Genomic DNA, 24,639 nt, shown 5'->3' on the forward strand with positions numbered 1-24,639 from the left:
TGCTGTGCAGCTGCAGCCTGTGCCGGACCCGAATGCTGTGCAGCTGCAGCCTGTGCCGGACCCGAATGCTGTGCAGCCGCAGCCTGTGCCGGACCCGAATGCTGTGCAGCCGCAGCCTGTGCCGGACCCAAGCCCTGCGCAGCCGGTGCCAGCGGAAGTGACTCCTGTGTCCTCGGCCCTCGGACAGGTTCAGCCGCGCGCCCTCGCGGCCGCCGCTAGCCCTGCGAATGAGTGTTCGGTGAATCTAGAGCCGGATCAGATGCTGACCCCCACTCGTTTCCTGTCTTGCGCGGTGCGGAACGCACCTATCACCCTGCGTGTCAACAACGCTATTACGGGCACTGGAATGATGAATGTCGAGACGGGAGTTCGCACGGATCCCAAATCGGGCATCGTCAAGGTTGAGACTCGGGTAAGGGCCTCGAGCCTGAAGGGGACACTGGTTGGACGGACGTTTCGGATGGTAGTTGCCACCTGGCGTTATGACCCGCCAACGAACCGGGAGGTGCTGAAGGCAGGCGGTCAGTACACCGTCACTACGACGTGGAACACGGTGACAGAACTCCTCGAATATCCCATTCCGGACGACGGCAAATCGACATATGGACACAAGGTGAGGGCGACCTACACTTTCTCATCGCTCCCCCTCATGGGTGGGCAGTCGTACGAGCTCCCTGGTATGCCGGCCCGCTGTGACAACAACTTCATCAAGAGCATGGGTAAGGGGTGCGTTTATTACACGCACTACCCGACCATCTCATACTCGAAGACTGGCCCTGCCAAGGGCGTTGCGGTCCACATCGAAGCGGCGCAGAAGCTCGGTGCGACGACCTGGCTGAGGCGAACTACTCCGGCCGACCGGGATGAGAACAGAAAGCAAGTTTGCCCGAACTCGATAGCCTTGCCGAGGACCACAACCACAGAATGCGACGAATATCCGTTCGCGTCTACGGTCGAGGGAGGCACAACGATTCGCAATAACACAACGCTTCGTCCGATAATTGTCCCGCCCAACTGCGGTTGGGCCGTGCAGACTGCGCCGCGATACCCAGCGCCGGTGAGCAGGTGCCGAATCAACGCAGTCGAGAACGGCAAGGGGGGCACGCAGCTCAACAACTTCTACCTCGCCAACCGAATACTGACGGAGGATTCCTTCTTCGTCAAGGTGGTCAGTTAGTCGCGGTAGCACTGAGCGAATTCCGTACTGACCATAGAACGATCGCCCGGCCGAGTACGGCAAGCGACGACAACGCTGGGTCGGCTCCGCACCGAGGCGGGGCCGACCCAGCTTTTGTGCAGCTGGTTCCCAGGTTGTTCGGGCTGCGCTAACCGCTCACCGCAGAAGTCTGATTCCCTAAGTCGTGGCGAGTTGCCCATCTTCGCGAAAGGCGTCACCCACTGCGGGCGCCGCGAGGACGGCGTCCGCCAGTTCGAGGCACGCCGTGACGTCGCCGGTCGTCTGGAAGATCGCGCCCCACGGCCGGAGGGGGATCACCCCGGGTACCGCTCCGGGGTAGAGCACTAGGCAGTCGATCCCATCGTCGGGCAGGTCACGCGTCGTCGCGACCCTAATCGCGATGGCTGTCGTGTCCTCGTCGTCATCGCCACCCGGCTGGCCCGCCCGGACGTCGTCGCCCAGCGCCAGGGGGATGGAGGGTCGCGCGGGGTGTGCGCCTCGACTGCCAGACGGACGAGCTCGACGTCGTTGAGGTAGGCCTCCACCCAGCGGACCTCCGCTCGGGCGACCTTCTCCACGGCGTCCTCGATCGTCTCGGCCAAGCCGTCATCGCTGACGCGCACCAGTGCCGTGATCACCATCAGGACATCCCCGAGCAGCACACCATCGAAGAGCGCGTCGAGGCGGCGGCCTTTCGGGAAGCTCCGCAGCTGCACCTCCGGATATTCGTCGACGACGATCGCGAGCAGTCGGTCCAGCTGCTCGTGCAGCAGATGGAGCTCCTCGGCCGTCCGGGTCGCACGGTCTGCTCCAACCGGGCACGCCATCCGCGAGACGACGAAGGGTGGTCACGCGCGCGTGGTGCCGCTCGTCGATGAGGTGTGGCCGGTCATCGCGGACGCGATGGCCGGTAAGACCGTCCCGGACGCGCTGCTCTTCACGAACGGCAAGGGACGCATCTGGGGCGGCTGGGCGTGGAAGTGCAGGGTGAAGTGGGACGTCCACGCCCGCGGGCGCCGTGTCCACGACCTCAGGCACACCGCAGCCACACTGTGGCTGTCATCGGGCATCCCGCCGAAGACCGTCCAAGCATGGCTGGGGCACTCGACGGCCGCGATGACGATGGACCGCTACGCCCATTACCTTCCAATGTCCGAGGGTGCCTACGGCCTGGCGCTCATGAACGCGAAGCTGGGGGCGGGGGACACCGGGGGGACACGCCAGCATGAACAACGTGCTCAGTGAGTACCCCAGATAGCCTCTGACCTGCGGCGATACCCTCGAATCGAGGGTGTCGCCGCTTCTCTTTGGCACTCACCTTGACCGAGTGCTAACGCCGACGTAGATTTGGCTCGGTTCCGCACCGCACGTGATCGACCCCCGCGACGGCGATCGTCGGCGGGCGTGACCAACTGAACTGTCCTTCATTCTCTGCGAAAGGGGAGGTCCGCGTGTCGGTCTCCATCAAGCCGCTCGAGGACCGGATCGTCGTCAAGACTCTCGATGTAGAGCTGACCACGCCCTCCGGTCTTGTTATCCCTGACACCGCCAAGGAGAAGCCCCAGGAGGGCGAGGTCCTGGCTGTCGGGCCCGGTCGCATCGACGACAACGGCAACCGCGTCCCCGTCGACGTCGCCGTGGGTGACAAGGTCATCTACAGCAAGTACGGCGGCACCGAGGTCAAGTACGACGGCCAGGAGTTCCTCATCCTCTCGGCCCGCGACGTCCTCGCCGTGATCGGCTGATACAGCCCCTCGCAAGCAGCAACGACGAAGCCCCCACAACCTCATCGGTGTGGGGGCTTCGTCGTTGCTGCGTGAAGGAGGCGAGACCCGGTACGGGCGCGCTGGAGTGTGTGACTCTCGGATCAGCCGATCCGACGGGCGGTCGTGGAGGTGGTGCCGGCGAGCGCTGCGGTGCGCTCGTCCTCGCTGAGGCCACCCCACACCCCGTAGGGCTCACGGACGGCGAGGGACTGCTCGCGGCACTCCATCATGACGGGGCAGCTGTGGCAGATGGCCTTCGCGGCTTCCGCCCGGCGACGCCGCGCAGCGCCGCGCTCGCCCTCCGGGTGGAAGAACAGCGTGTCGTCGACGTCGCGGCAGGCACCCTGGTACTGCCACTCCCACAGTTCCATCACGGGGCCGGGGAGGCGGGAGAGCTCAGTCATCGCGGTACATCCTTCGGTCAGAAGTTGTGCGGAAGTCGATCCGTGGGCGGCTGGTGGTCGAACCGCGCCTTCGGTCTGCACAACGTACAACCGATTCACAGGTTGTTCAAGCCTCCCTTGCGGACACATGGGCTCGATGCGATTCTGAAAGCGGACGAATCGCCGCGAACTGGGGCGCGTCTGCCTACTCGTGCCTGCGGTCGGCAGCCGTCAGACCGGCAGGAATACGCGGAATGCGGGGCGGGCGGAGGTACCGGCGACGAACAACTTATGAACAATGTGTGGCAGCGGGAGCAGTGAGACCAAGTGGCATCGGTCGCGCAGGCTGGGCACAATCGAGCCATGACGAACGAGCGACCACGTGATGAGCCGGCCGCTGATTCGGACCAGGGATCGACGTCTCCCGGGCTGGCGGTCGCTGTCGTGGCGCGTCGGCTGGGCGTCGCGCCGGCCACCCTGCGCACCTGGGACCGCCGGTACGGACTTGGGCCCTCGGAGCACAGTGCTGGCGCGCACCGCCGCTACTCCGACGACGACGTCGCTCGTCTCATGGTCATGCGGCGACTCGCGCTCGAGGGTGTGGCACCCGTCGACGCGGCCAAGGCGGCGATCGCGCTCGACCTCGGCTCGACGACCCGCGAGCAGCTCGAGGCGGAGCTGCAAGCGTCGCTCGCGCACGCTGATGTGGCGTCCGACGACGACGAGCCCTCGGCGGCGAGCGTCGAGGGTGCCGGGGACCAGCCCGGCCCGCGCGGCGCGGGCACGCTCGGCTCCGTCACGTCCCTGCGGGCTCCTCGCCAGGGGGCTGCAGAGACGCAGGACGACCAGCGGCCACCGCTCCGGCTCGCGTCTGCGGCGACCGTCACGCAGATCACCTCCTCCGACATCGTCGACGCGCTCCTGCGAGGCAACATCGCCGCGTGCGAGCGCCTGCTCGCGCTCGAGCCCGACGAGGACCCGGGGACGTGGTGGACGTCGCTCGTCGAGCCGACCGTGCGCAAGCTGGCCGCGCGCACGGTCCTGGCGAAGCCGGGCGAGGCTCCGGAGGCCATGCTCGCGAGCGCGACGCTCAAGGTGCTCGGTGACTTCATCCGGGCACGTGAGGAGCGCGCCGCCCAGGAGAGCGGCGGCGGCTCGCCCCACCCGAGCCAGATGCGCAAGATCGTCCTGCTCTTCTCCGCGGTCGACGACACCCAGCCGCTCGCGATGCACGCGCTCGCGGCAGCGCTCGTCGCTCAGGGCGTGACCGCGAGGATCGTCACGGGCCCGGCCAACGCCCACCGGGCGATGGAGCTCGTGACGATGGTCCGCCCAGTGGCCACCGTGCTCGTGACCTCGCTCACACGGCCGGAGCTGGGGATCGTCCATGCGCTCCACGAAGCCCAGCCGCAGCTGCCCATCTTCGTCGGGCTCAGCAGCGACGACGCGGCCGCGGACCTCCCGCTGTCCGCGAACGTCAGCCGCGTGCGGACGTTCCAGGGGTTGCTCCACGAGGTCCTCGCCGTCGCGCGCTGAGCGCCGGGAGCTGCCTCGGTGAACGGGCGAGGCTGACGAGCGCGACAGCCGACTGCTGCGTGCCCGATGCGTAGACTTCATTCATGAGCGCGCCGAGCACCACGCAGCCCCACGACCCCTTCGGTTTCACCGGCCTCACGTACGACGACGTCCTCCTCCTGCCCAACGAGACGGACGTCATCCCGAGCCAGGTGGACACCACCGCGCGGCTCACTCGCGAGATCAGCGTCGCGGTCCCGCTGCTGTCCGCCGCGATGGACACCGTCACCGAGTCCCGCATGGCCGTGGCGATGGCCCGCCAGGGTGGGATCGGCATCCTCCACCGCAACCTGTCGATCGAGGCGCAGGCCCAGCAGGTCGACCTCGTCAAGCGCTCCGAGTCGGGGATGATCACCGACCCCGTCACCGTGAGCCCCGACGCGACCCTCGCCGAGCTCGACGCGTTGTGCGGCCAGTACCGGGTGTCCGGCCTGCCGGTCGTCGACGACCGGGGCACGCTGCTCGGCATCATCACCAACCGCGACCTGCGCTTCGTCGCTCCGGGCGAGTTCACGACGCGGCGCGTCCGCGACGTCATGACGCCCATGCCGCTCGTCACGGGCCCCGTCGGGATCTCCCGCGAGGACGCCGCAGCGCTGCTCGGCAAGAACAAGATCGAGAAGCTCCCGCTCGTCGACGACGCCGGCCGACTCAGCGGTCTCATCACCGTCAAGGACTTCGTCAAGACCGAGCAGTACCCCGACGCGACGAAGGACGCCGAGGGCCGCCTCGTCGTCGGCGCGGCGATCGGGTTCTTCGGGGACGCGTGGGACCGGGCGACGGCGCTCGCCGAGGCGGGGGTCGACGTGCTCGTCGCCGACACGGCCAACGGCCATGCCCGCCTGCTCCTCGACATGATCCGCAAGCTCAAGGCGGACCCGTTCTTCCGCAACGTCCAGGTCATCGGCGGCAACATCGCGACGCGGGCCGGCGCCCAGGCGCTCGTCGACGCAGGGGCGGACGCCGTGAAGGTCGGGGTCGGTCCCGGGTCCATCTGCACGACCCGGGTCGTCGCAGGCGTCGGGGTGCCCCAGGTGACCGCCATCTACGAGGCGTCCCTCGCCTGCAAGCCGGCCGGCGTGCCGGTGATCGGCGACGGCGGGCTGCAGTACTCCGGCGACATCGCGAAGGCCCTCGTGGCCGGAGCCGACACCGTCATGCTCGGCTCGCTCCTCGCGGGGTGCGACGAGAGCCCCGGCGACCTCGTCTTCGTCAACGGCAAGCAGTTCAAGCACTACCGCGGTATGGGCTCCATCGGGGCGATGGCGAGCCGGGGGAAGAAGGCGTCCTACTCCAAGGACCGGTACTTCCAGGCGGACGTCGCGAGCGACGACAAGATCGTCCCCGAGGGTATCGAGGGTCAGGTCCCGTACCGGGGCCCGCTCGGTGCCGTCGCCCACCAGCTCGTCGGGGGGCTGCACCAGTCGATGTTCTACGTCGGGGCGCACACGATCCCCCAGCTGCAGGAGCGCGGGAAGTTCGTCCGGATCACCCCTGCCGGTCTCAAGGAGTCGCACCCGCACGACATCCAGATGACGGTGGAGGCGCCCAACTACACCGGGCGGTAGGGCATGGCGCGCACTGCGCCGCTGCCGGTCCGCGACGGGCTCAACCCGGTGCGGCTCCAGATGCCGCACGAGCCCCTGGCAGCGCGGCCGACGGTGCTCGAGTACCTCGTCGCGCGCTTCCCGCACGACGAGGCGCGCCTGCGGGAGAAGGTCCGTGCCCGTGAGGTCGTCGACGAGATCGGGCGCCCCTTCGACGAGTCGTCACCGTTCGTCCCGGGCGCGCTCGTCTACCTCTACCGGGACGCGCCGGTGGAGGCACGCGTGCCGTTCGAGATCGAGGTGCTGCACCACGACGACAGCCTCCTCGTCGTGGACAAGCCGCACTTCCTCGCGAGCACGCCCAAGGGCGCTTACGTCGCCGAGTCGGTCGTCGTCCGGTTGAGGCGCGAGCTCGGGCTGCCCGAGATCAGTCCCGCCCACCGGCTCGACCGCGTGACAGCCGGTGTGCTCGTGCTCACGACGAGACGCGAGCTGCGCGGGACGTACCAGCAGCTCTTCGCCGAGCGACGGGTGCACAAGACGTACGAGGCCGTCGCCGGTCTCCGGCCGGAGCTCGACCTGCCGCGGACGGTGCGCAGCCGGGTCGTCAAGCAGCACGGGATCCTCGCGGCGTGGGAGGCCGACGGAGAGCCGAACAGCGAGAGTCGGGTGGAGCTCGTCGACGCGCGCGAGGCGGCGGGGCTGGGTCGGTACCGGTTGACTCCGGCGACCGGCAAGACGCATCAGCTGCGCGTCCACATGGCGGCGCTGGGCATCCCCATCCTCAACGACACGCTCTACCCGGATGTCGTCGAGGTCGCGGCGGACGACTACTCGGCGCCGCTGCAGCTCCTGGCCCGGTCGGTCGAGTTCACCGACCCGCTCACAGGGCTCCGACGCTCGTTCGTCAGCGAGCGGCAGCTGGCCGCGTGGTCTGACGGTGCTCCGCCAACCACGCCAGGCTCGCTCCCGGCCCGGTGAGCCCTTCGCGCGCCCGCCACGCGTTGAAGTTCTCCGCCCACTTGCGGTGCTCTGCGTGCTGGTAGGCGTGCAGTGCGGTGAGCTCGAGCTCCGCGAGGTCCGGGTGCCGCGCAGCCATCGCGTGCAGGACGTCGAGGGTGGCGACGACGTCGACGTCCGCGGTGTGGAGGTTCCCCTCGTCCGCGACGCCGTACACGCCGCAGAGGTCCACGAGCTTGCGCTTGCCGCGTCGGTAGCGGTCGACCGCGCGGTCGAGGACCAGCGGGTCGATGACGGGGCTCACCTCGCGGCCGATGCGGTCCTGCAAGGACGGCAGCCCGTGCCGGGCGAGCTCGGCGTCGAGGATGCACAGGTCGAAGGTCGCGTTGAAGGCGACGATGGGCACCCCGTCGACGAGCGCCTGGGCGAGCGCCGCGGCGATCGCGTCGAGCGCGGGAGCCGGGCGCTCACCGCGCTCGCGCGCCATCTCTGTCGTCACGCCGTGGATCGCGGCTGCCTCGTCGGGGATCGGCACGCCCGGATCGATGATCCACGTCCGCACGTCCGTCGTCGTCGCGTCGCGCCGCACGAGCGCGGCCGTGACGATCCGGTCGGTGTGCACGTCGACCCCGGTCGTCTCGGTGTCGAACCCGAGCAGGGGACCCGCTGTCCACGTCATGGTTGCTCTCCTGACCTCTGTCCTGGATACGGCTCTCAGGGTGCCAGGGGGCACCGACACCGGGCGGAGGGCGCGCGGTGCGCTCGATGTCGCTGCCGAACGCCGACCGGGTCCGCTCCCGGGCTGCGTCGGGGACGGTAGCCTAGTCCGGTGAGCAACGAGATCGAGATCGGCCGGGGCAAGCGCGGACGGCGCGCATATTCTTTCGACGACATCGCGGTGGTGCCGTCGCGGCGCACCCGTGACCCGGAGGACGTGTCCGTCACCTGGCAGATCGACGCGTACCAGTTCGGTCTCCCGATCCTCGCCGCTCCGATGGACTCGGTCATGAGCCCGGCCACCGCCGTCGCGCTCGGTCGTCACGGCGGCCTCGGTGTGCTCGACCTCGAGGGCCTGTGGACGCGCTACGACGACCCCACGCCGTTGCTCGCGGAGGTCGCGTCCCTCGCTCCCGAGGTCGCGACGCGTCGGATGCAGGAGATCTACTCGGCGCCGATCCGCCCCGAGCTCATCACGCAGCGTCTCCAGGAGATCCGTGCTGCGGGCGTCACGGTCGCGGGCGCCCTGTCCCCGCAGCGGACCCAGGAGTTCTACCGCACCGTCGTCGACGCCGGGGTCGACCTCTTCGTCATCCGCGGCACGACGGTCTCCGCCGAGCACGTCTCGGGCAACGCGGAACCCCTCAACCTCAAGCGGTTCATCTACGAGCTCGACGTCCCCGTCGTCGTCGGCGGGGCGTCCACGTACACGGCGGCCCTGCACCTCATGCGCACCGGCGCCGCTGGTGTGCTCGTGGGCTTCGGCGGGGGAGCGGCGCACACGACACGCATCTCCCTGGGCATCCACGCTCCCATGGCGACCGCGGTCGCCGACGTCGCCGCGGCGCGTCGTGACTACCTCGACGAGTCCGGCGGCCGGTACGTGCACGTCATCGCCGACGGCGGCGTCGGTCGCGCTGGCGACCTCGTCAAGGCCGTGGCGTGCGGAGCGGACGCCGTCATGGTCGGTGCGGCCCTCGCGCGGGCGGCCGAGGCTCCTGGGCACGGCTGGCACTGGGGTTCTGAGGCCCACCACCCGCAGCTGCCGCGAGGTGAGCGGGTGCACGTCGGAACGGCCGGGACACTCGCCGAGATCCTCTTCGGCCCGGGCCGGCAGGCTGACGGCACTCTCAACCTCGTCGGTGCGCTCAAGCGCGCGATGGCGACGACCGGCTACTCCGACCTCAAGGAGTTCCAGCGCGTCGAGGTCGTGGTCTCGCCCTACCAGCCCCGGTGAACGGGGTGCGGGAGACGAACGGCGCCACCGTCACCGAGATCACTGACGCCGACGTCGCGGACGTCATCGCCCTGTGGGAGGCGTGCGACCTCACGAGGCCGTGGAACGACCCGGAACGTGACATCGCGAACGCTCGCGCCACGGACTCCGCCACCGTCCTCGTCACGCACGGCGGGACCCCGGCGGACGGCTCCGCGACGGGGCCCCTCGTCGGATCGGTCATGGCCGGCTTCGACGGGCACCGCGGATGGGTGTACTACCTCGCCGTCGACCCCGCGTGGCGGGGACGCGGTCTGGGCCGGGACCTCGTCGTCGCGGCCGAGGCGTGGTTGGCCGCCCAGGGGGCCGAGAAGGTCCAGCTCATGGTGCGCACGTCGAACACCGACGTCGTGGGGTTCTACACGGCACTGGGCTACGAGGACGCACAGTGCGTGGTCCTCGGCCGTCGGCTTGTCTGACGCCCGACGTATCCTCGCCGCATGGCAGACCACCCCCGACACGCCGTCCCGCACCCGGCGGGCGCCATCGACCCTGAGACGCACCCCCGGGCGACCGGTCTCCTCGACCCCGACGTCCTTGCCCCGCTCCTGACGTGCGTCACCACCACGCACGAGGCAGGGACGCACCGAGCGGTGGCACCCTTCACCGGCGCCCCGCTCGTCGAGCTCCCGCTGTCGAGCGCCTCCGACGTGGCCCGGGCCGTCGCCCGTGCCCGCGGTGCGCAGCCCGAGTGGGCGGCGCGCCCGGTCAGGGACCGCGCGCGGGTCCTCCTGCGGGCGCACGACCTCGTGCTGTCCCGGCAGTCCGAGGTGCTCGACCTTCTTCAGATGGAGTGCGGAAAGACGCGGCGCGACGCCTTCGAGGAGGTCGCTGACGTAGCGCAGGTCGCCCGGCACTACGGCCTGCGAGGTGCGTCCTACCTGCGTCCGCGCCGGGTGCGCGGTGCGCTTCCCGGCATCACCCGCACCACGGTCCACCGGCGGCCGCTCGGAGTCGTCGGGGTCATCGAGCCCTGGAACTACCCCCTCGCCCTGACGCTCGGCGACGTCCTGCCTGCACTGCTGGCAGGGAACGCCGTCGTGCTCAAGCCGGACACAGGCGCGACCCTCACGGCCCTGTGGGCAGTCACCGCGCTCGCCGACGCCGGTGTGCCGGAGGGCGTGGTGCAGGTCGTCGTCGGAGGGGCCGAGGTGGGGGCGGCGCTGGTCGGGGAGGTCGACCAGGTGACCTTCACCGGCGGGACGCCCACGGGACGCCGGGTCGCTGCACAGGCAGGGGAGCGGCTCGTACCGGCCACGCTCGAGCTCGGTGGGAAGAACCCCCTCTACGTCGCCGCCGACGCCGACCTCGATGCCGCTGCGGCGGGCGCCGTGCGCGCCTGCTTCACGAGCGCCGGGCAGCTGTGCCTGTCCGTCGAGAGGCTCGTCCTCCACGAGGACGTCGCCGAGGCATTCCTCGACCGGTTCCTCGCACGGGTCCGGGCTCTGCGGTTGTCAGCAGCCCTGGACTACTCCGGCGGCATGGGGTCGCTCGCCGGGCCACGTCAGCTCGAGCGCGTCGAGGAGCACGTCCATGACGCGCTCGCCCGCGGGGCACGGATCCTCACCGGCGGCGTGCACCGTGCGGACGTCGGACCCTACTTCTATGCCCCCACCGTCCTCGAGGCGGTGCCGGCGGACGCCCTGTGCGCGCAGGAGGAGACCTTCGGGCCGGTCGTCTCGGTCGTCCGGGTTCCGGACGACGCGTCGGCAGTCCGCGTGATGAACGAGACCGGGTACGGGCTCAACGCGAGCATCTGGACCCGGGACGTCCCGCGAGGACGGCGGCTCGCCGCGCAGATCGACGCGGGCCTCGTGAACATCAACGACGGCTACGCCTCGGCATGGGGCTCGCCGGCGGCGCCAGCGGGTGGCACGAAGGCGTCGGGGCTGGGGCGTCGGCACGGGCGCGAGGGGATCCTCGGCTACACGCGCGCCCAGACGGTGGCGGCAGCGGGCACGGCAGGTTCCGCTGCTGGACGGATCAGCGCCGCGTTCGGCCTGGCGGATCCCGGGGGTGCCACGAGCGGCGACCCGCTCCCGGACGGCGCCGCGCAGGAGCGGCTCACGCATGCGCTCGCCCTCATGCGTCGTCTGCGCATCGCCTGAACCGACGACGAGCACCCCCGCACGGAAACGCGGGGGTGCTCGTGCGGGGCCGGTCAGTCCTGGAGCAGCTCGCCCTGCTCGTCGAGGACAGCGGCGCACTGGCGTGCGATGGCGAGCTCCTCGTTGGTCGGGACGACCATGACGAGGGTCGAGGTCCAGTCGGGGGAGATGATGCGCGGGCCGCGGTTCGTGTCGTAGTTGCGCACCGGGTCGATCGCGATCCCCATGCTCTCCATACCGGCGACGGCGAGCTCGCGAACCCGGGCGTCGTTCTCACCGGCGCCTGCGGTGAACGTGAGCACGTCGAGCCGGCCGAGCACAGCGTGGTACGAACCGATGTACTTGCGCAGCCGGTGGATGTAGACGTCGAGCGCCAGCTGCGCCGCCTCGTTCCCGGCGGCGATGAGGTCGTGCAGGCCGCGGAAGTCGTTGTCGCCAGCGATCCCCTTGAGCCCGGACCGCTTGTTGAGCAGGTCGTCGATCTCGTCGATGGACATCCCTGCGTTGCGGTACAGGTGGAAGATCACCGCGGGGTCGATGTCGCCCGACCGCGTCCCCATGACCAGGCCCTCGAGGGGTGTCATACCCATCGACGTCTCGACAGCCACGCCGCCCTGGACGGCAGACGCCGACGCGCCGTTGCCCAGGTGCAGCACGATCTGGTTGAGCTCCTCCAGGCGACGTCCGAGAACCCGGGCGACCTTGCCGGAGACGTACTGGTGGCTCGTGCCGTGGAACCCGTACCGGCGCACGCCGTACTTCTGTGCGACCTCCGTGTCGATCGCGTACGTGTGCGCGGCCGGGGGAAGCGTCTGGAAGAACGCGGTGTCGAAGACCGCGACGTGCGGCACGTCCGGCAGCAGCTCCCGGGCCACCTCGATACCCCGGACGTGGCCCGGGTTGTGCAGCGGGGCCAGCGGGATGAGGTCCCTGATCTCTTCGACCACGTCGTCGTCGATGACGACGGGCCCCGAGAAGGTGCTCCCGCCCTGGACGACGCGGTGCCCGACAGCGAACACGTCCGCCTCGGAGAGGTCGGGACCGTACTCGGCGAAGAGGTCGAGCACCGTGCGCAGAGCCGTCCCGTGGTCCGGGACGACCGCGTCGGCACCCTCCCGCCGCACGGTGTTCCCCCCGAAGCTGTGGGAGATGCGGCCCGTGCTCTCCCCGATGCGCTCGACGAGACCCGAGGCGATCGCCTCACCCCCCACCGGGTTGACGAGCTGATACTTCACGGACGACGACCCGGAGTTGATGACGAGGACGCTGCCGTGCGCGCCGTGGGCGCTGTAGGAGCTGAGTCGGTCGCCGACGGCGGACGGGTTCATGCGGTGGGTGCTCCTGAGTCGGTCGGGGCGGCAGCGCCGGGCGCGGCGTCAGCAGTGCTGGCGAGCGCCTGGGCCTGGATGGCGGTGATGGCCACGGTGTTGACGATGTCCTGCACGAGCGCGCCGCGCGACAGGTCGTTCACCGGCTTGCGCAGGCCCTGCAGCACGGGGCCGACGGCCACCGCACCGGCGGAGCGCTGCACGGCCTTGTAGGTGTTGTTCCCGGTGTTTAGGTCCGGGAAGATGAACACGGTCGCCCGACCGGCAACGGCGGAGTCGGGCATCTTCGAGGCCGCCACGGATGCGTCGACCGCTGCGTCGTACTGGATGGGTCCCTCGACAGAGAGGTCGGGGCGCCGCGACCGGACGAGCTCGGTGGCGGTGCGGACCTTCTCGACGTCGGCTCCCGTCCCGGACTCTCCTGTGGAGTAGGAGAGCATCGCGATGCGGGGCTCGACGCCGAACTGGGCGGCCGTTGCCGCCGAGGAGATCGCGATGTCGGCGAGCTGCTCCGCGGTGGGGTCGGGGTTGACGGCACAGTCGCCGTAGACGAGCACCCGGTCCTCGAGGCACATGAGGAACACCGAGGAGACGACGGAGACACCGGGGAGCGTCTTGATGATCTCGAACGACGGCTTGATCGTGTGAGCCGTCGTGTGCGCGGCCCCGGAGACCATGCCGTCGGCGAGGCCGAGGTGGACCATCATCGTGCCGAAGTACGAGACCGAGCTGACGATCTCGCGGGCGAGGTCGAGGGTCATGCCCTTGTGGGCACGCAGCGCCGTGTACTCCTCGGCGAAGCGCTCGTGCAGCTCCCCGCTGCGGGGATTGACCACCTGCGCCTCGGAGATGTCGAGACCCAGCTCGACGGCCCGTGCGCGGATCGCCTCCTCGTCACCGAGGATCGTCAGGTCTGCGACCTGACGTTGCAGGAGCGTCGAGGCCGCCCGCAGGATGCGGTCGTCCCCGCCCTCGGGCAGCACGATCCGCTTGCGGTCCTCCCGCGCCCGGCTGAGCAGGTCGTACTCGAACATCAGCGGGGTCACGACCTCGGGGCGCTCGACGTCGAGGCTCGCGAGCAGCGCCGCGCCGTCGACGTTCTGCTCGAACAGTGCGAGCGCCGTGTCGACCTTGCGCTGGGACTCCTTCGTCACCCGGCCCCGCGCCGACGCGGCAGCGCTCGCGGACCGGAACGTCCCGAGCTCGGTCCGGATGATCGGCACGCTGGGCGCGAGGTCGTGGATGAGCCGGGCCACGGACGGCGGCGGGTAGAAGCCTCCGTTGAGGATGATCCCGGCGAGGGACGGGAAGTTCTTCGCGGTCTGCGCGGTGAGCAGCCCGAGAAGCACGTCGGTGCGGTCGCCCGGGGTGATGACGACGGCACCGTCGGACAGACGGTCGAGCAGGTGCTCGAAGCTCATGGCTCCCACGAGCACGTCGAGCACCTCGCGGCCGAGCAGTGCCGGGTCGCCGAGCTCGAGCTCGCCCTCCACCGCCTGCATGAGCTGATTGACGGTCGGGGCCATGAGGAACGGGTCGTCGGGGACGGTCCACACGGGGAGGGCGTCGCTGCGGGCGAACTCCGACTGGATCGCCTCGAGGTCCGCCGGCAGGCACCGGTTCGCGACGACACCGATGACCTGGGCGTGGTTCGCCTCGAGCTCGGCGACGGACACGTCGCTCATCTGCCGCACGCCCTCCGGGGAACGCCGGTTGCCCGACAGGACGAGCAGCACCGGCGCGCCCAGGTTGGCGGCGATACGGGCGTTGAACGCGAGCTCCGTGGGGCCCGCGACGTCCGTGTAGTCCGTGCCGACGACGACCACGACGTCGCACTGCTTCTCGACCTCGTGGTAGCGGGTGACGATCCTCGAGAGGGCGGCCTCGGGGTCGGCATGGACGTCGTCGTAGGTCACACCCACGCACTGCTCGTACGTGAGATCCACGCCGTCGTGGGCGAGGAGGAGCTCCACGACGTAGTCCGGGGTGTCAGCCACGTCCCCGCCCGACGCGCGCTGCGTGTGACCGCTGCGCGTGACGGGGCGGAAGACGCCGACCTTCTGCACCCGACGGGTGAGGAGGTCCACGACCCCGAGGGCGATGATGGACTTGCCGGTCTCACCCTCGGGGGACGTGATGTAGATGCTGCGTGCGGTCGAGCTCACTCGTTGTCGCCTCCGGTATCGCTGGTGCTCAGCTGGGGTCCTGCTGCCTCGGTGCCGGTCTCGCCGGCGTCGGGCCACACCCAGTCCTGCACCTCGGGGATGTCGATCCCGTGGTCACGGGTGTACTGCCGGGCGCGGAGCCGGGCGTCGACCATCTCCTGCCGCAGGATAGCCGCGCGGCTGCCCAGGTGAGGCACCCGGTCGATGACGTCGATGACCAGGTGGTACCGGTCGAGGTCGTTGAGCATGACCATATCGAACGGCGTCGTCGTCGTGCCCTCCTCCTTGTACCCGCGGACGTGGATGTTCGCGTGGCCCTTGCGGCGGTAGGTGAGGCGGTGGATGAGCCACGGGTAGCCGTGGTAGGCGAACACGACGGGCTTGTCCGTCGTGAACAGGGTGTCGAAGTCACGGTCGGCGAGCCCGTGCGGGTGCTCGCTCACGTGCTGCAGGCGCATGAGGTCGACGACGTTGACGACGCGGACCTTGAGCTCCGGGAGCTCCCGGCGCAGGATGTCTGCGGCGGCCAGCACCTCGAGGGTCGGGACGTCACCGGCGCAGCCGAGCACGACGTCGGGGTCCTCGCCCGGCACCTCGGTCCCGGCCCACTCCCAGATCCCGAGACCACGGGTGCAGTGCGCCACCGCCTGGTCCATCGTGAGGAAGTTCGGGGCGGGCTGCTTGCCGGACACGACGACGTTGACGTAGTCCTTGCTGCGCAGGCAGTGGTCGTACGTGCTCAGCAGGGTGTTGGCGTCCGGCGGCAGGTACACCCGCACGACCTCGGCCTTCTTGTTCACCACGTGGTCGATGAACCCGGGGTCCTGGTGCGAGAACCCGTTGTGGTCCTGGCGCCACACGTGGCTGGAGAGGAGGTAGTTGAGGGACGGGATGGGGCGACGCCACGGGATCTCCCTGGTGACCTTGAGCCACTTGGCGTGCTGGTTGAACATCGAGTCGATGATGTGGATGAACGCCTCGTAGCAGTTGAACATCCCGTGGCGGCCGGTGAGCAGGTACCCCTCCAGCCATCCCTGGCACTGGTGCTCCGAGAGCATCTCGACGACGCGGCCCGCGCGCGCCAGGTGGTCGTCGATGTCGCCGGGGAGGTACTCGGCGTTCCACACCTTGTCCGTGACCTCGAACACCGCCTGCAGCCGGTTCGATGCCGTCTCGTCAGGACCGAAGATCCGGAAGTTGTCCGGGTTGAGCCGGATGACGTCGGTGAGCCACGTCCCCAGGACGCGCGTCGCCTCGCTGATCGACCCCGCCGGCGTCGGTACGTCGACGGCGTAGTCCCGGAAGTCGGGCAGGCGCAGGTCCTTCGTGAGGAGTCCGCCGTTCGTGTGCGGGTTGGCGCTCATCCGCAGGTCGCCGGCGGGGGCGAGCTCCGCGATCTCGGGCCGCAGGCGGCCCGTGGCGTCGAAGAGCTCGTCGGCCTTGTACGACTTCATCCAGTCCTTGAGCACCTCGAGGTGCTCCGGGGTGTCCCGGGCGCTGGCGAGCGGCACCTGGTGCGCCCGCCAGGAGTCCTCGGTCTTCTTGCCGTCGATGACCGGCGGGCAGGTCCAACCCTTCGGGGTGCGGAAGACGATCATCGGCCACATCGGGCGGGACTCGTCGCCGGCTGCAGCGCGCTCCTTGATCGCCGCGATCTCGTCGAGGACCTCGTCGAGGAGTGCCGCGAAGCGGGCGTGCACCGTGAGGTGGTCCTCGCCGTCGAACCCGCCCTCGAACACGAAGGGCTTGTGGCCGTAGCCGACCATGAGGGAGGTGAGCTCCTCGTCGCTGATGCGCGCGAGGACGGTGGGGTTGGCGATCTTGTACCCGTTGAGGTGGAGGATCGGCAGGACGACGCCGTCCTTCGCCGGGTTGACGAACTTGTTCGAGTGCCAGCTCGTGGCGAGCGGGCCCGTCTCGGCCTCACCGTCACCGACGACGGCGGCGACGAGGAGGTCGGGGTTGTCGAAGGCTGCTCCGTAGGCGTGCGACAGGGCGTAGCCCAGCTCACCGCCCTCGTGGATCGACCCCGGCGTCTCGGGGGCGACGTGGCTGGGGATCCCGCCGGGGAACGAGAACTGGCGGAAGAGGCGGCGCATGCCCTCCTCGTCCTGGGTGATGTCCGAGTACGTCTCGGTGTAGGTGCCCTCGAGGTAGGAGTTGGCGACGAGCCCCGGTCCACCGTGACCCGGACCGGTGATGTAGATCGTCGACTGTGCCCGCTCCCGAATCGCGCGGTTGAGGTGCGCGTAGAGGAAGTTGAGACCGGGGGTCGTGCCCCAGTGGCCGAGGAGGCGAGGCTTGACGTCCTCCCGGCTGAGGTCGGTACGCAGCAGCGGGTTGGCGAGCAGGTAGATCTGCCCGACAGACAGGTAGTTCGCCGCCCGCCACCAGGCGTCGACGCGATGGAGCGTCTCGTCGCTCACCGGTGCACCGGAGCCGCGCTGCCACGCGGTCGCCGTGCTCACGGGTGCATCCGGGTCTGGCGTGCGGGGCTCAGCAGCGATGCTCATGGTGATCTCCTACCTGTGAAAGGTTGTCCACTCATACAACCCCATGCGGGGCCGGGGTGCACTAGGTCCTTGGTGCCGCGGGTCCCCCGCGGTCCGTGGTAGCGCTTCGGGCCGATTGCGGCGAGGAGGTCGACAGTGCGACGGTGCGCCCGTGAGACTTGTCACACGGTCCCCGTGAGGGGGTGAGTGGGCCGGGAGAGGCGTGACCCGGCGGTAGCCTGGCAAGGTGTCCGACCTCGACCACGCGCCAGCGCAGCGGGGCCCGTCGATGCTCGCGGTAGCCCGCCAACCCCGGATGATCGCGCTCCTCGTTCTCTTCCTCGCCGCCGCAGCCGTCTGCGCCCGGCTCGGTGTGTGGCAGCTCGACCGGGCCCAGGAGCGCGGCCGGTTGGCGGACGATCACGCCGCCGCCGAGGCCGCGGCCACCGCCGTCGCACCCCTCGCCGACGTCCTCACGCCCCAGACGACCTTCCCGGGCGAGGTCGTCGGACGCCAGGTCTGGGTGGCGGGCACGTACGACGCCTCGCAGCAGCTGCTCGTCACCGGCCGAGCCCTCGACGGCGAGGTCGGCTACCTCGTGCTCACCCCCCTGCGGGTGAGCCAGGACGGCCGCGACGGCGCCTCGTGGGCTGAGCTGTCGGGCGCACCCGTGCTGCCAGTGGTCCGTGGGTGGGTGCCCCAGGAGCTCGGCGACGAGGCGCTCGCGGCGGGCTCGGCCGACGCGGCCGTGAGTGAGCTCGTCCCGCCCGCTGGCACTGTGCGCCTCACGGGCTACCTGCAGGCCTCGGAAGCCACCGCGCAGAGCGGGATCGCGAACGGTCGCACGGACGCCGTGAGCTCGGCCGCCCTGGCCAACGTGTGGGGCGGTCCCATCTACTCCGGGTACCTCGTCGAGGCGAGCTCGGCCCCGGAGCAGCCCGAGGCGCTCCAGCTCCTGCCGCGCCCCAGCATCGAGGGCGGGGACGGCATCAACCTGCAGAACCTCTTCTACGCCTTGCAGTGGTGGATCTTCGGCGGCTTCGCCGTCGCGCTGTGGCTCAGGCTCGTCCGCGACGAGACGCGCCTGCGCAACGGTGGGGCGCAGCTCGACCCGTTCGCGGAGCAGGCGGCGCGCGGCGCCTGAGACTCCGCGTCAGCGGGGGAGAACGAGCAGCATCCCCACGGTGCCGGTGCCGGTGCCTGCTTCCTCGACGTCGACGAAGCTGAGGTCCGGCGCCTCGACGCCGTGATCCGAGAACGTCACGGGATCTGACCCGAGACTTCGACGGTGCCGTCGTAAAGAGCCTAGGTCGCACCGGCTACTTCTACAGGACGAGCAGGAGGCTGAGGTTGTAGGTGGCGTCGTAGGTGGTGGTCTTGGTGGGGTCGATGAAGGTGGTGAAGGTGTAGTTGCCGGCGGTGAGGTGGGGGATGCGTTGGTCGGCGCTGAAGGTGTTCTCCGCGACGAGTGTTCCGGTGGTGTCCTTGAGCTGCCAGCGCAGGTGGGAGTTGGTGCCGTTGAGGTCGACGAACAGTTCCTGGTCTGGTCCGGCGGTGAAGGAGTACACGTCTGAGGACAGGCGTGTCTCCAGGGACCCGGCTCCGGCGGCAGGGGTGTTGGGGGACGGGGTCACGGGCGTGGTGGTGTTGACCAGGACCGCGAACTGCTGGGCCGCGGGGGGCTGGTAGATGCGCAGAGTGTAGGTCCCTGAGCCTTCGTACTCGCCGCTGTACCGCAATCGGTACTGGCCGCCGGGCAGGATCTGATCGAAGGTCCGCTCGCTCTTGGAAGTGAGCCCCTGACCGACCACTACACCCTCGGAGTCGAGAACCTCCCATGTGCCGTAGGCGCCCCAGGTGGGATAGGTGAAGTCGATCAGGGTCCGAGAGCCCCCCTCCGCGACGGTGAACACGTACTCATCGACCGAGGCCTTCGTCTCGAGGTTCCGGGCGCCAGCACCGGGCTTGCCGTCGGAGATGTTCACCGGTCCGGGCATCGTCACCTCAAACGAATCAGCCTCCGGAATCCAGAGTGCATCAAGCGAGTAGGACTGCACTGCAGGTGGCATCGCGCCCGCACTACGAATGCTCAGAACGTACGCCCCGGAGAGTTTGCGTAGACGCACGTCGCCATCGCGGCTCGAACCAGCACCCACTGATGTTCCGTCGGCAGTAGACAAGTCCCAACTCACACTCGCCGATGCCGAGTTCCAGTCGAGCATCAAGTCAGATTCGCTAGGCAGTTCGAAAAGGTACTGATCGTTCGCCCCGCGGTTCTCGAGGACGCCGGCACCGTCGAGGCGCAACCGACTGTCGAGCCCCACGGGCGCCCCCTGTGTGAGGGTGACCGGGAAACGCTCTGCCGGGACTAGGTCGAGTTCCACCGAGAGGTTGTCGACGCCGAAGGCGTCTGATGCTCCGCTCTCAGAGTTAGAGGAGAAGGTGCCAGCAATTTGTGAAAGGTGATGGTCGATCTCGACCGACACGTGCTGCTTACGGAAAAAGGCTCCACTGTCGGAAGTCCCGAAATCTGCTTCGGACCAATCGATCTGCAGAAGCATCGGTTTGTCGTCGACGCTGAAGCGGACCTCCTCAAGGCCAGGCGCTGGAACACCGAACCTGATGAGGTCGAACTCGATGCTCGCCGATTTATGGCCCGGGAGCTGCGGTACGTAGAACCTGTACTGTTCATCGCCTCGGAAGGGCCCTGCGAACGAAGAAAGCCGCTCGTCCTCGCCCACGCGGACGGCCATGAAGTTGTTCGGGAGAGGTCCCTCGAAATCGACGTTCGAGAAGCCTCTTAACAAAGTAGTGTGAAACTAGTTTGGTAATCGCGGCGTCGTCAGGCGCGGAAGAGAGTTGGTCAGCCGGAGATCAGCAATGGAGGGGCACTGGCAACGTGTGGCAACTACCATCGGCGCATGGCCCGACCGCTGAGTCCACGTCGACCACCCGTTCGTTGGCGGTGCGAGCGTGTGGAAGAACCGCTCGGCCTCACCGATGAGCCGATTGCTCTGGTGGGTAACGTCGACGGATCCGCCGGGAGGGACTATGCGTGGCTGCGTGAGTCTGGGGTGCTGGCTCCTCTGCCAGACCTCGACAGGTGGCACCCGAACTCCCGGGACGTGCTCGTGGCAGGTGGCCGAGCCTTGGTCTTCGAGCGCGAGCAGAAGGACGACGAGGTCGGACACCAGACCGGCATCAGCCTTGGCATCTACCGGCTAGATCTGCCCACCGGCGCGGTGACTCGAGCGCGGTTCGACGCGCCCGGTGACTATCGCGGTGCGAGGGCGTTCGCGCCCGACCCTCAGGGCCAGCGGGTCGCGGTCGCTGCGGGGTGGTATGTGCCGTCCACGAGCCTTCCCGGTGGAGGTTGGGTTCCGCGCATGATGCTCTCGATCTGCTCCTTCTCTGACGCGCCACCGAAAGAACTGTTGACCCTTGTCGGCTGGCATCAGGCGGGGCCCGACGACCTAGCAGTGCAGTGGTCGCCTGACGGTCGCCTCATCGCGTTGTCGGCGCGCCGAGAGGGAGAGAGTCACCGCCGAGCCTGCGATGCCGTTCTGGTGTGCGACGCCGCGACGGGCGCGTTGGTGTACTCCCGCGACGACTTTGCGCTCCGCGGGTCGCTCTCGTGGACGCCCGACGGCACCGGGCTGCTCGTCATCGACGGAGACGAGGTCGCGGGGCTTCTCGACATCACGACGAACGAGTTTCATCCGCTGCCGTTCCTGCCCGGCTCGAGCAGCGCCATCCCCTTCGAGAAGACTGTGCGGATGCAGGGACTTATCGAGCGCGACCGCGTCCTGACCCTCTCCGAGAGAGGGAGGACGTTCACCTTGTCGGGCGTCAACATCAACACTGGAGAATCGGAGCTGCTGCTCAGATGCACGAACGCGGAGCTGTATCAGCAGACGATTGCCCGGATGCCATCGTCCTTCTGGTCTCGGTAGCACCGCGTCAGCGTGTGAGGACGAGGAGCATCTCCACGGTGCCCGAGTCCTCGACGTTGACGAACCCGAGGTCGGGTGCGTCGATCCCGTAGTCCGAGAACGTCACGGGGATCTGTCCTGACACCTCGACGGTGCCGGCCGCCGTGAACTGCGCCTCGAGGTCGACGATCACCGTCTGCGTCTCGCCGGCGATCGTCAGCGCACCCTCGGCCTGCCCTTCGACGACGCCCTCCCTGAGCCCCGAGACGTCGACGGGGGTCGTGAGCGTGAACTGCGCCGTCGGGAAGTCGTCCGTGCGGAGGATGTCGAGGAACTGGTTGTCCCGGGAACCCGAGTCGGTGGTCACCGTCGTCATGTCGACCGCGACGTCCGCCGCGGTGAGCTCGTCGCCCTCGACGGTGGCGATGCCGGTGACGTCCGACGACGGTGACGTCCTGGCCATTGAGCACCTCGTCGACCCGGTACCCGGCCTCCGACGGCGCTGTCACCGTCCATTCTCCGACGAGGTCCTCGACGGAGGCCGGCGGCGAGACGTCGGCGTCGGCCTCGGCCGGGGGCGTGCTCGAGAGCCCGAGCTCCTGCGGCGCGCGGTCGTTCTGGCTCGACCGGGCCCAGGAACGCGGGCAGCTGGCGGACGAGCACGCTGCTGCCGAGGCCGCGGCCACCGATGTCGCACCCCTCGCCGACGTCCTGACGCCCCAGACGACGTTCCCGGGCGAGATCGTCGGACAGCAGGTCTGGGTGGAGGGCGAGTACGACGCCGCGGAGCAGCTGCTCGTCACCGGCCGAGCCCTCGACGGCGAGACCGGTTACCTCGTGCTCACCCCTCTGCGGGTGGCGGACGACGGCAGCGAGGGCGCCTCGTGGGCCGAGCTGTCCGGCGCACCGGTGCTCCCCGTGGTCCGCGGCTGGATTCCCCAGGCGCTGGGCGACTCCGCTCTTTCGGCGGGACCGACCGACGCATCGGTGAACGAGCTCGCGCCGCCCGCCGGGCCTGTCCGCCTCACCGGCTACCTGCAGGCCTCTGAAGCCACCGGGCAGACCGGGATCGCGGACGGTCGGACGGACGCCGTGAGCTCGGCTGCGCTCGCGAACGTCTGGGGTGGTCCGATCTACTCCGGGTACCTCGTCGAGTCGAGCTCGGACCCGGGGCAGTCGGACGTCGTCGAGCTCCTGCCGCGTCCGAGCATCGAGGGTGGGGACGGCCTCGATCTCCAGAACCTCTTCTACGCGCTCCAGTGGTGGATCTTCGGAGGCTTCGCCGTCGCGCTGTGGCTCCGGCTCGTCCGCGACGAGACGCGCCTGCGCAACGGTGGGGCGAAGCTCGACCCGTTCGCGGAGCAGGCGGCGCGCGGCGCGTGAGACTCCGCGTCAGCGGGGGAGAACGAGCAGCATCCCCACGGTGCCGGTGCCGGTGCCGGTGCCTGCTTCCTCGACGTCGACGAAGCTGAGGTCCGGCGCCGTGATCCGAGAACGTCACGGGATCTGACCCGAGACTTCGACGGCACCGTCGTAAAGAGCCTAGGTCGCACCGGCTACTTCTACAGGACGAGCAGGAGGCTGAGGTTGTAGGTGCAGGAGCACTTCCCAGACTTCGACAACGACGTTCGCTGGATCGCGACCGTCTGTGAAGTCGTACTTGATGACGCCCGCGTAGCCATTATTTGAAGAATTCCAAGGGCGCGGGATGCGGACTTCCCACTGAGTGCTAGGGCTGATCATGTCTTTTTCGGGGTACTGATCTTTGGTGCTCAACGCCTGGGCGAACCTTGTTTGTGCGATCCGTTCCGCTTGTCGGATCCTCGAGTCGGAGCAGGCGCCTCGTGAAATGACCGCATCCTGGGCTTGCTCGAAACAGGAGTCCTTGATGGAATCGCGTGCGCGGATCTGCTGCCCATTGGCGCGCAGTGGCAGCGCTACGCCGACGGCGGTCGTCGGACTATTTGCGCAGTCCCTTCCTGTCGGCGTCCCCCGGCGGGTCGCCGAGCGCGAGGCTAGTCACAAACGGTTCTGCCTGGAAAGAGCGTAGTTCGAGGTGGGGCCAAGGGGTAAACGCGGTAGCCAACGAATAATCGCGGCGCAGCGGGACGGATTGATCGATCTAGCAGAGCGGGCAGGGATGGCAAGCCGCAGCGTGCGACGCATATCATCAGCGCATGTCGCAATGGCTCAGTCATCGCGCCCCTTTCGATCGTCGACTGTGCACGCGCCAAGAAGAACCGCTCGGTCCTACAGGGGAAGCGATCGCTCTGGTCGGTAATGTCGACGGAGTGTCGGGGGGCGACCACGTGTGGCTGCGTACGTCTGGAGCGCTGGTTCCGCTTCCAGACTTGGACAGGACACATCCGAACTCCCGAGATGTGCTCGTGCCAGGCGGCCGAGCCCTGATCTTCGAACGCGAGCACCCGGATGGAGCAGTCCCAGCGAGGCAACGTCGGAGCCTCGGCATCTACCGGTTGGATTTCACGACCGGCGCGGTAAGGCGAGCGCGATATGACGCTCCAGGTGACTATAGGAACTCGAGAGCGTTCTCTCCGGACCCCCAGGGGGAGCGCGTCGCGGTGGCTGCCGACTGGTTTGCGCCGTCCGCGAGTGTCGCTGCTGGTCGCTCCATCTCTCGGGTGACGCTCTCCGTCTGCTTCTTCTCGGACGCGCAGCCGAGAGAGCTGCTGACCCTGGCCGGGGTCAGAAGCGCGGGACCCGACGACCTGGCGGTGCAGTGGTCACCCGACGGCCGCTTCATCGCGTTCTCCGTGCGTCATCTCCGGGAAGGGCACACGACGGAAGTCACCTCTGTCCTGGTGTTCGATCCGGAATCTGGCGAGGTTGTCGTCTGCAGGGACGGCCTCTCGCTCGTCGGCTCGCTCGCGTGGACGCCCGACAGCGCCCAGCTGCTCGTCGTCGACCGGGACGGCGTCGCGTGGACCTTCGACATCACGACGGACGAGCTCCATCCGCTGCCGTTCCTTCCGGGGTCGAACCTGGCCGTCCCCTTCGAGAAGTCGGTCCGCTTGCAGGGCTTCATCGAGGACGACCGGGTTCTCACACTCACGCAGAAGGGGAGAACGTTCGCCGTGTTGGGCGTGAACATCGAGTCCGGAGCGTCCGAGGTGCTGCTGACCTGCAAGAACGCGGAGCTGTACCAGCAGACGATTGCCCGGATGCCATCGTCCTTCTGGTCTCGGTAGCACC

The 24,639-nt window shown here is 68.9% G+C and carries 21 protein-coding genes; 13 read left to right on the plus strand and 8 right to left on the minus strand.

Annotation, left to right across the window (positions count from 1 at the left end; all coding sequences use genetic code 11):
• The first annotated feature begins 349 nt into the window (after nucleotides 1-349).
• Nucleotides 350-1,177 (plus strand): NucA/NucB deoxyribonuclease domain-containing protein, encoded by an 828-nt coding sequence (locus AC2AXK_RS08400; RefSeq protein ID WP_484344921.1) that lies wholly within the window; start codon nucleotides 350-352, stop codon nucleotides 1,175-1,177.
• Between the two features lie 344 nt (nucleotides 1,178-1,521).
• On the opposite strand, the gene AC2AXK_RS08405 is transcribed toward AC2AXK_RS08400, so the two are convergent.
• The gene (locus tag AC2AXK_RS08405; protein ID WP_484345418.1) at nucleotides 1,522-2,004 is read right to left on the minus strand and encodes a hypothetical protein; all 483 of its coding nucleotides are present in this window, start codon (nucleotides 2,002-2,004) and stop codon (nucleotides 1,522-1,524) included.
• Here AC2AXK_RS08405 and AC2AXK_RS08410 point away from each other — a divergent pair.
• Nucleotides 2,003-2,422, plus strand: coding sequence for a tyrosine-type recombinase/integrase (locus AC2AXK_RS08410; protein ID WP_484345396.1), 420 nt, complete (start codon nucleotides 2,003-2,005; stop codon nucleotides 2,420-2,422). The two genes, AC2AXK_RS08405 and AC2AXK_RS08410, sit on opposite strands and share 2 nt — an antisense overlap.
• A gap of 206 nt (nucleotides 2,423-2,628) precedes the next feature.
• Nucleotides 2,629-2,922 (plus strand): co-chaperone GroES, encoded by a 294-nt coding sequence (groES, locus tag AC2AXK_RS08415; RefSeq protein WP_484344922.1) that lies wholly within the window; start codon nucleotides 2,629-2,631, stop codon nucleotides 2,920-2,922.
• A gap of 122 nt (nucleotides 2,923-3,044) precedes the next feature.
• Here the strand turns inward: groES and AC2AXK_RS08420 are convergent, their stop codons facing one another.
• Nucleotides 3,045-3,347, minus strand: a complete 303-nt coding sequence (locus tag AC2AXK_RS08420) for a WhiB family transcriptional regulator (protein ID WP_484344923.1) — start codon at nucleotides 3,345-3,347, stop codon at nucleotides 3,045-3,047.
• A gap of 342 nt (nucleotides 3,348-3,689) precedes the next feature.
• On the opposite strand from AC2AXK_RS08420, the gene AC2AXK_RS08425 reads away from it, so the two are divergent.
• From AC2AXK_RS08425 to AC2AXK_RS08435, 3 genes are all read left to right on the plus strand, one after another.
• Nucleotides 3,690-4,862: a MerR family transcriptional regulator gene (locus AC2AXK_RS08425; protein ID WP_484344924.1), complete on the plus strand. Its 1,173-nt coding sequence runs from the start codon at nucleotides 3,690-3,692 to the stop codon at nucleotides 4,860-4,862.
• 83 nt (nucleotides 4,863-4,945) lie between these two features.
• Nucleotides 4,946-6,469 (plus strand): IMP dehydrogenase, encoded by a 1,524-nt coding sequence (guaB, locus tag AC2AXK_RS08430; protein ID WP_484344925.1) that lies wholly within the window; start codon nucleotides 4,946-4,948, stop codon nucleotides 6,467-6,469.
• Between the two features lie 3 nt (nucleotides 6,470-6,472).
• A complete protein-coding gene (locus AC2AXK_RS08435) occupies nucleotides 6,473-7,429 on the plus strand; it encodes a pseudouridine synthase (RefSeq protein ID WP_484344926.1) in 957 nt (318 codons plus the stop codon).
• Here the strand turns inward: AC2AXK_RS08435 and AC2AXK_RS08440 are convergent.
• Nucleotides 7,356-8,087 (minus strand): exonuclease domain-containing protein, encoded by a 732-nt coding sequence (locus AC2AXK_RS08440; RefSeq protein ID WP_484344927.1) that lies wholly within the window; start codon nucleotides 8,085-8,087, stop codon nucleotides 7,356-7,358. The genes AC2AXK_RS08435 and AC2AXK_RS08440 overlap by 74 nt on opposite strands.
• 150 nt (nucleotides 8,088-8,237) lie before the next feature.
• Here AC2AXK_RS08440 and AC2AXK_RS08445 point away from each other — a divergent pair, with 150 nt between their 5' ends.
• Genes AC2AXK_RS08445 through AC2AXK_RS08455 form a run of 3 tightly spaced genes read left to right on the plus strand, consistent with a single transcriptional unit; the run spans nucleotide 8,238 to nucleotide 11,509 of the window.
• Nucleotides 8,238-9,362 carry a GuaB3 family IMP dehydrogenase-related protein gene (locus AC2AXK_RS08445; protein ID WP_484344928.1) on the plus strand — a complete coding sequence of 375 codons (1,125 nt, stop codon included), beginning with the start codon at nucleotides 8,238-8,240 and terminating at the stop codon, nucleotides 9,360-9,362.
• Nucleotides 9,359-9,820, plus strand: a complete 462-nt coding sequence (locus AC2AXK_RS08450; protein ID WP_484344929.1) for a GNAT family acetyltransferase — start codon at nucleotides 9,359-9,361, stop codon at nucleotides 9,818-9,820. The genes AC2AXK_RS08445 and AC2AXK_RS08450 overlap by 4 nt, the downstream gene beginning before the upstream one ends.
• A 21-nt stretch (nucleotides 9,821-9,841) precedes the next feature.
• Complete coding sequence (locus tag AC2AXK_RS08455; protein ID WP_484344930.1) at nucleotides 9,842-11,509, plus strand: succinic semialdehyde dehydrogenase; 1,668 nt, start codon at nucleotides 9,842-9,844, stop codon at nucleotides 11,507-11,509.
• 53 nt (nucleotides 11,510-11,562) lie between these two features.
• On the opposite strand, the gene AC2AXK_RS08460 is transcribed toward AC2AXK_RS08455, so the two are convergent.
• Genes AC2AXK_RS08460 through AC2AXK_RS08470 form a run of 3 tightly spaced genes read right to left on the minus strand, consistent with a single transcriptional unit; the run spans nucleotide 11,563 to nucleotide 17,515 of the window.
• Entirely contained in the window at nucleotides 11,563-12,837 is a 1,275-nt protein-coding gene (locus AC2AXK_RS08460) for an acetate/propionate family kinase (protein ID WP_484344931.1), read from the minus strand.
• Entirely contained in the window at nucleotides 12,834-15,002 is a 2,169-nt protein-coding gene (gene pta, locus AC2AXK_RS08465; RefSeq protein ID WP_484344932.1) for a phosphate acetyltransferase, read from the minus strand. The genes AC2AXK_RS08460 and pta overlap by 4 nt, the downstream gene beginning before the upstream one ends.
• On the minus strand, nucleotides 14,999-17,515 hold the full coding sequence (locus tag AC2AXK_RS08470; protein WP_484344933.1) for a phosphoketolase family protein: 2,517 nt from the start codon (nucleotides 17,513-17,515) through the stop codon (nucleotides 14,999-15,001). Before AC2AXK_RS08470 ends, pta begins: the two co-directional genes overlap by 4 nt.
• Nucleotides 17,516-17,741: 226 nt before the next feature.
• Here AC2AXK_RS08470 and AC2AXK_RS08475 point away from each other — a divergent pair, with 226 nt between their 5' ends.
• On the plus strand, nucleotides 17,742-18,638 hold the full coding sequence (locus AC2AXK_RS08475) for an SURF1 family protein (protein ID WP_484344934.1): 897 nt from the start codon (nucleotides 17,742-17,744) through the stop codon (nucleotides 18,636-18,638).
• 181 nt (nucleotides 18,639-18,819) lie between these two features.
• On the opposite strand, the gene AC2AXK_RS08480 is transcribed toward AC2AXK_RS08475, so the two are convergent.
• A complete protein-coding gene (locus AC2AXK_RS08480; RefSeq protein ID WP_484344935.1) occupies nucleotides 18,820-20,235 on the minus strand; it encodes a hypothetical protein in 1,416 nt (471 codons plus the stop codon).
• 234 nt (nucleotides 20,236-20,469) lie between these two features.
• Between AC2AXK_RS08480 and AC2AXK_RS08485 the strand changes: the two genes are divergently transcribed.
• Nucleotides 20,470-21,447, plus strand: coding sequence for a hypothetical protein (locus tag AC2AXK_RS08485; RefSeq protein WP_484344936.1), 978 nt, complete (start codon nucleotides 20,470-20,472; stop codon nucleotides 21,445-21,447).
• 7 nt (nucleotides 21,448-21,454) lie between these two features.
• Here AC2AXK_RS08485 and AC2AXK_RS08490 read toward each other — a convergent pair whose 3' ends face one another.
• Nucleotides 21,455-21,889, minus strand: coding sequence for a YceI family protein (locus tag AC2AXK_RS08490; protein ID WP_484344937.1), 435 nt, complete (start codon nucleotides 21,887-21,889; stop codon nucleotides 21,455-21,457).
• Here AC2AXK_RS08490 and AC2AXK_RS08495 point away from each other — a divergent pair.
• Both AC2AXK_RS08495 and AC2AXK_RS08500 read left to right on the plus strand, forming a co-directional pair.
• Complete coding sequence (locus AC2AXK_RS08495) at nucleotides 21,889-22,809, plus strand: SURF1 family protein (RefSeq protein WP_484344938.1); 921 nt, start codon at nucleotides 21,889-21,891, stop codon at nucleotides 22,807-22,809. The genes AC2AXK_RS08490 and AC2AXK_RS08495 overlap by 1 nt on opposite strands.
• 1,259 nt (nucleotides 22,810-24,068) lie before the next feature.
• On the plus strand, nucleotides 24,069-24,635 hold the full coding sequence (locus tag AC2AXK_RS08500; RefSeq protein ID WP_484344939.1) for a hypothetical protein: 567 nt from the start codon (nucleotides 24,069-24,071) through the stop codon (nucleotides 24,633-24,635).
• Nucleotides 24,636-24,639: the final 4 nt, after the last annotated feature.

The organism is Sanguibacter sp. Z6_81 (assembly GCF_057180625.1).

What these genes read in the sequence shown, in the direction of transcription:
- AC2AXK_RS08400 (WP_484344921.1), top strand. Translation starts at nt 350, where the DNA reads ATGAATGTCGAGACGGGAGTTCGCACGGATCCCAAATCGGGCATCGTC.
- AC2AXK_RS08455 (WP_484344930.1), top strand. Translation starts at nt 9,842, where the DNA reads ATGGCAGACCACCCCCGACACGCCGTCCCGCACCCGGCGGGCGCCATC.
- AC2AXK_RS08440 (WP_484344927.1), bottom strand. Translation starts at nt 8,087, where the DNA reads ATGACGTGGACAGCGGGTCCCCTGCTCGGGTTCGACACCGAGACGACC.
- AC2AXK_RS08435 (WP_484344926.1), top strand. Translation starts at nt 6,473, where the DNA reads ATGGCGCGCACTGCGCCGCTGCCGGTCCGCGACGGGCTCAACCCGGTG.
- AC2AXK_RS08425 (WP_484344924.1), top strand. Translation starts at nt 3,690, where the DNA reads ATGACGAACGAGCGACCACGTGATGAGCCGGCCGCTGATTCGGACCAG.
- AC2AXK_RS08460 (WP_484344931.1), bottom strand. Translation starts at nt 12,837, where the DNA reads ATGAACCCGTCCGCCGTCGGCGACCGACTCAGCTCCTACAGCGCCCAC.
- AC2AXK_RS08490 (WP_484344937.1), bottom strand. Translation starts at nt 21,889, where the DNA reads ATGGCCAGGACGTCACCGTCGTCGGACGTCACCGGCATCGCCACCGTC.
- guaB (WP_484344925.1), top strand. Translation starts at nt 4,946, where the DNA reads ATGAGCGCGCCGAGCACCACGCAGCCCCACGACCCCTTCGGTTTCACC.
- AC2AXK_RS08405 (WP_484345418.1), bottom strand. Translation starts at nt 2,004, where the DNA reads ATGGCGTGCCCGGTTGGAGCAGACCGTGCGACCCGGACGGCCGAGGAG.
- AC2AXK_RS08420 (WP_484344923.1), bottom strand. Translation starts at nt 3,347, where the DNA reads ATGACTGAGCTCTCCCGCCTCCCCGGCCCCGTGATGGAACTGTGGGAG.
- AC2AXK_RS08470 (WP_484344933.1), bottom strand. Translation starts at nt 17,515, where the DNA reads ATGAGCATCGCTGCTGAGCCCCGCACGCCAGACCCGGATGCACCCGTG.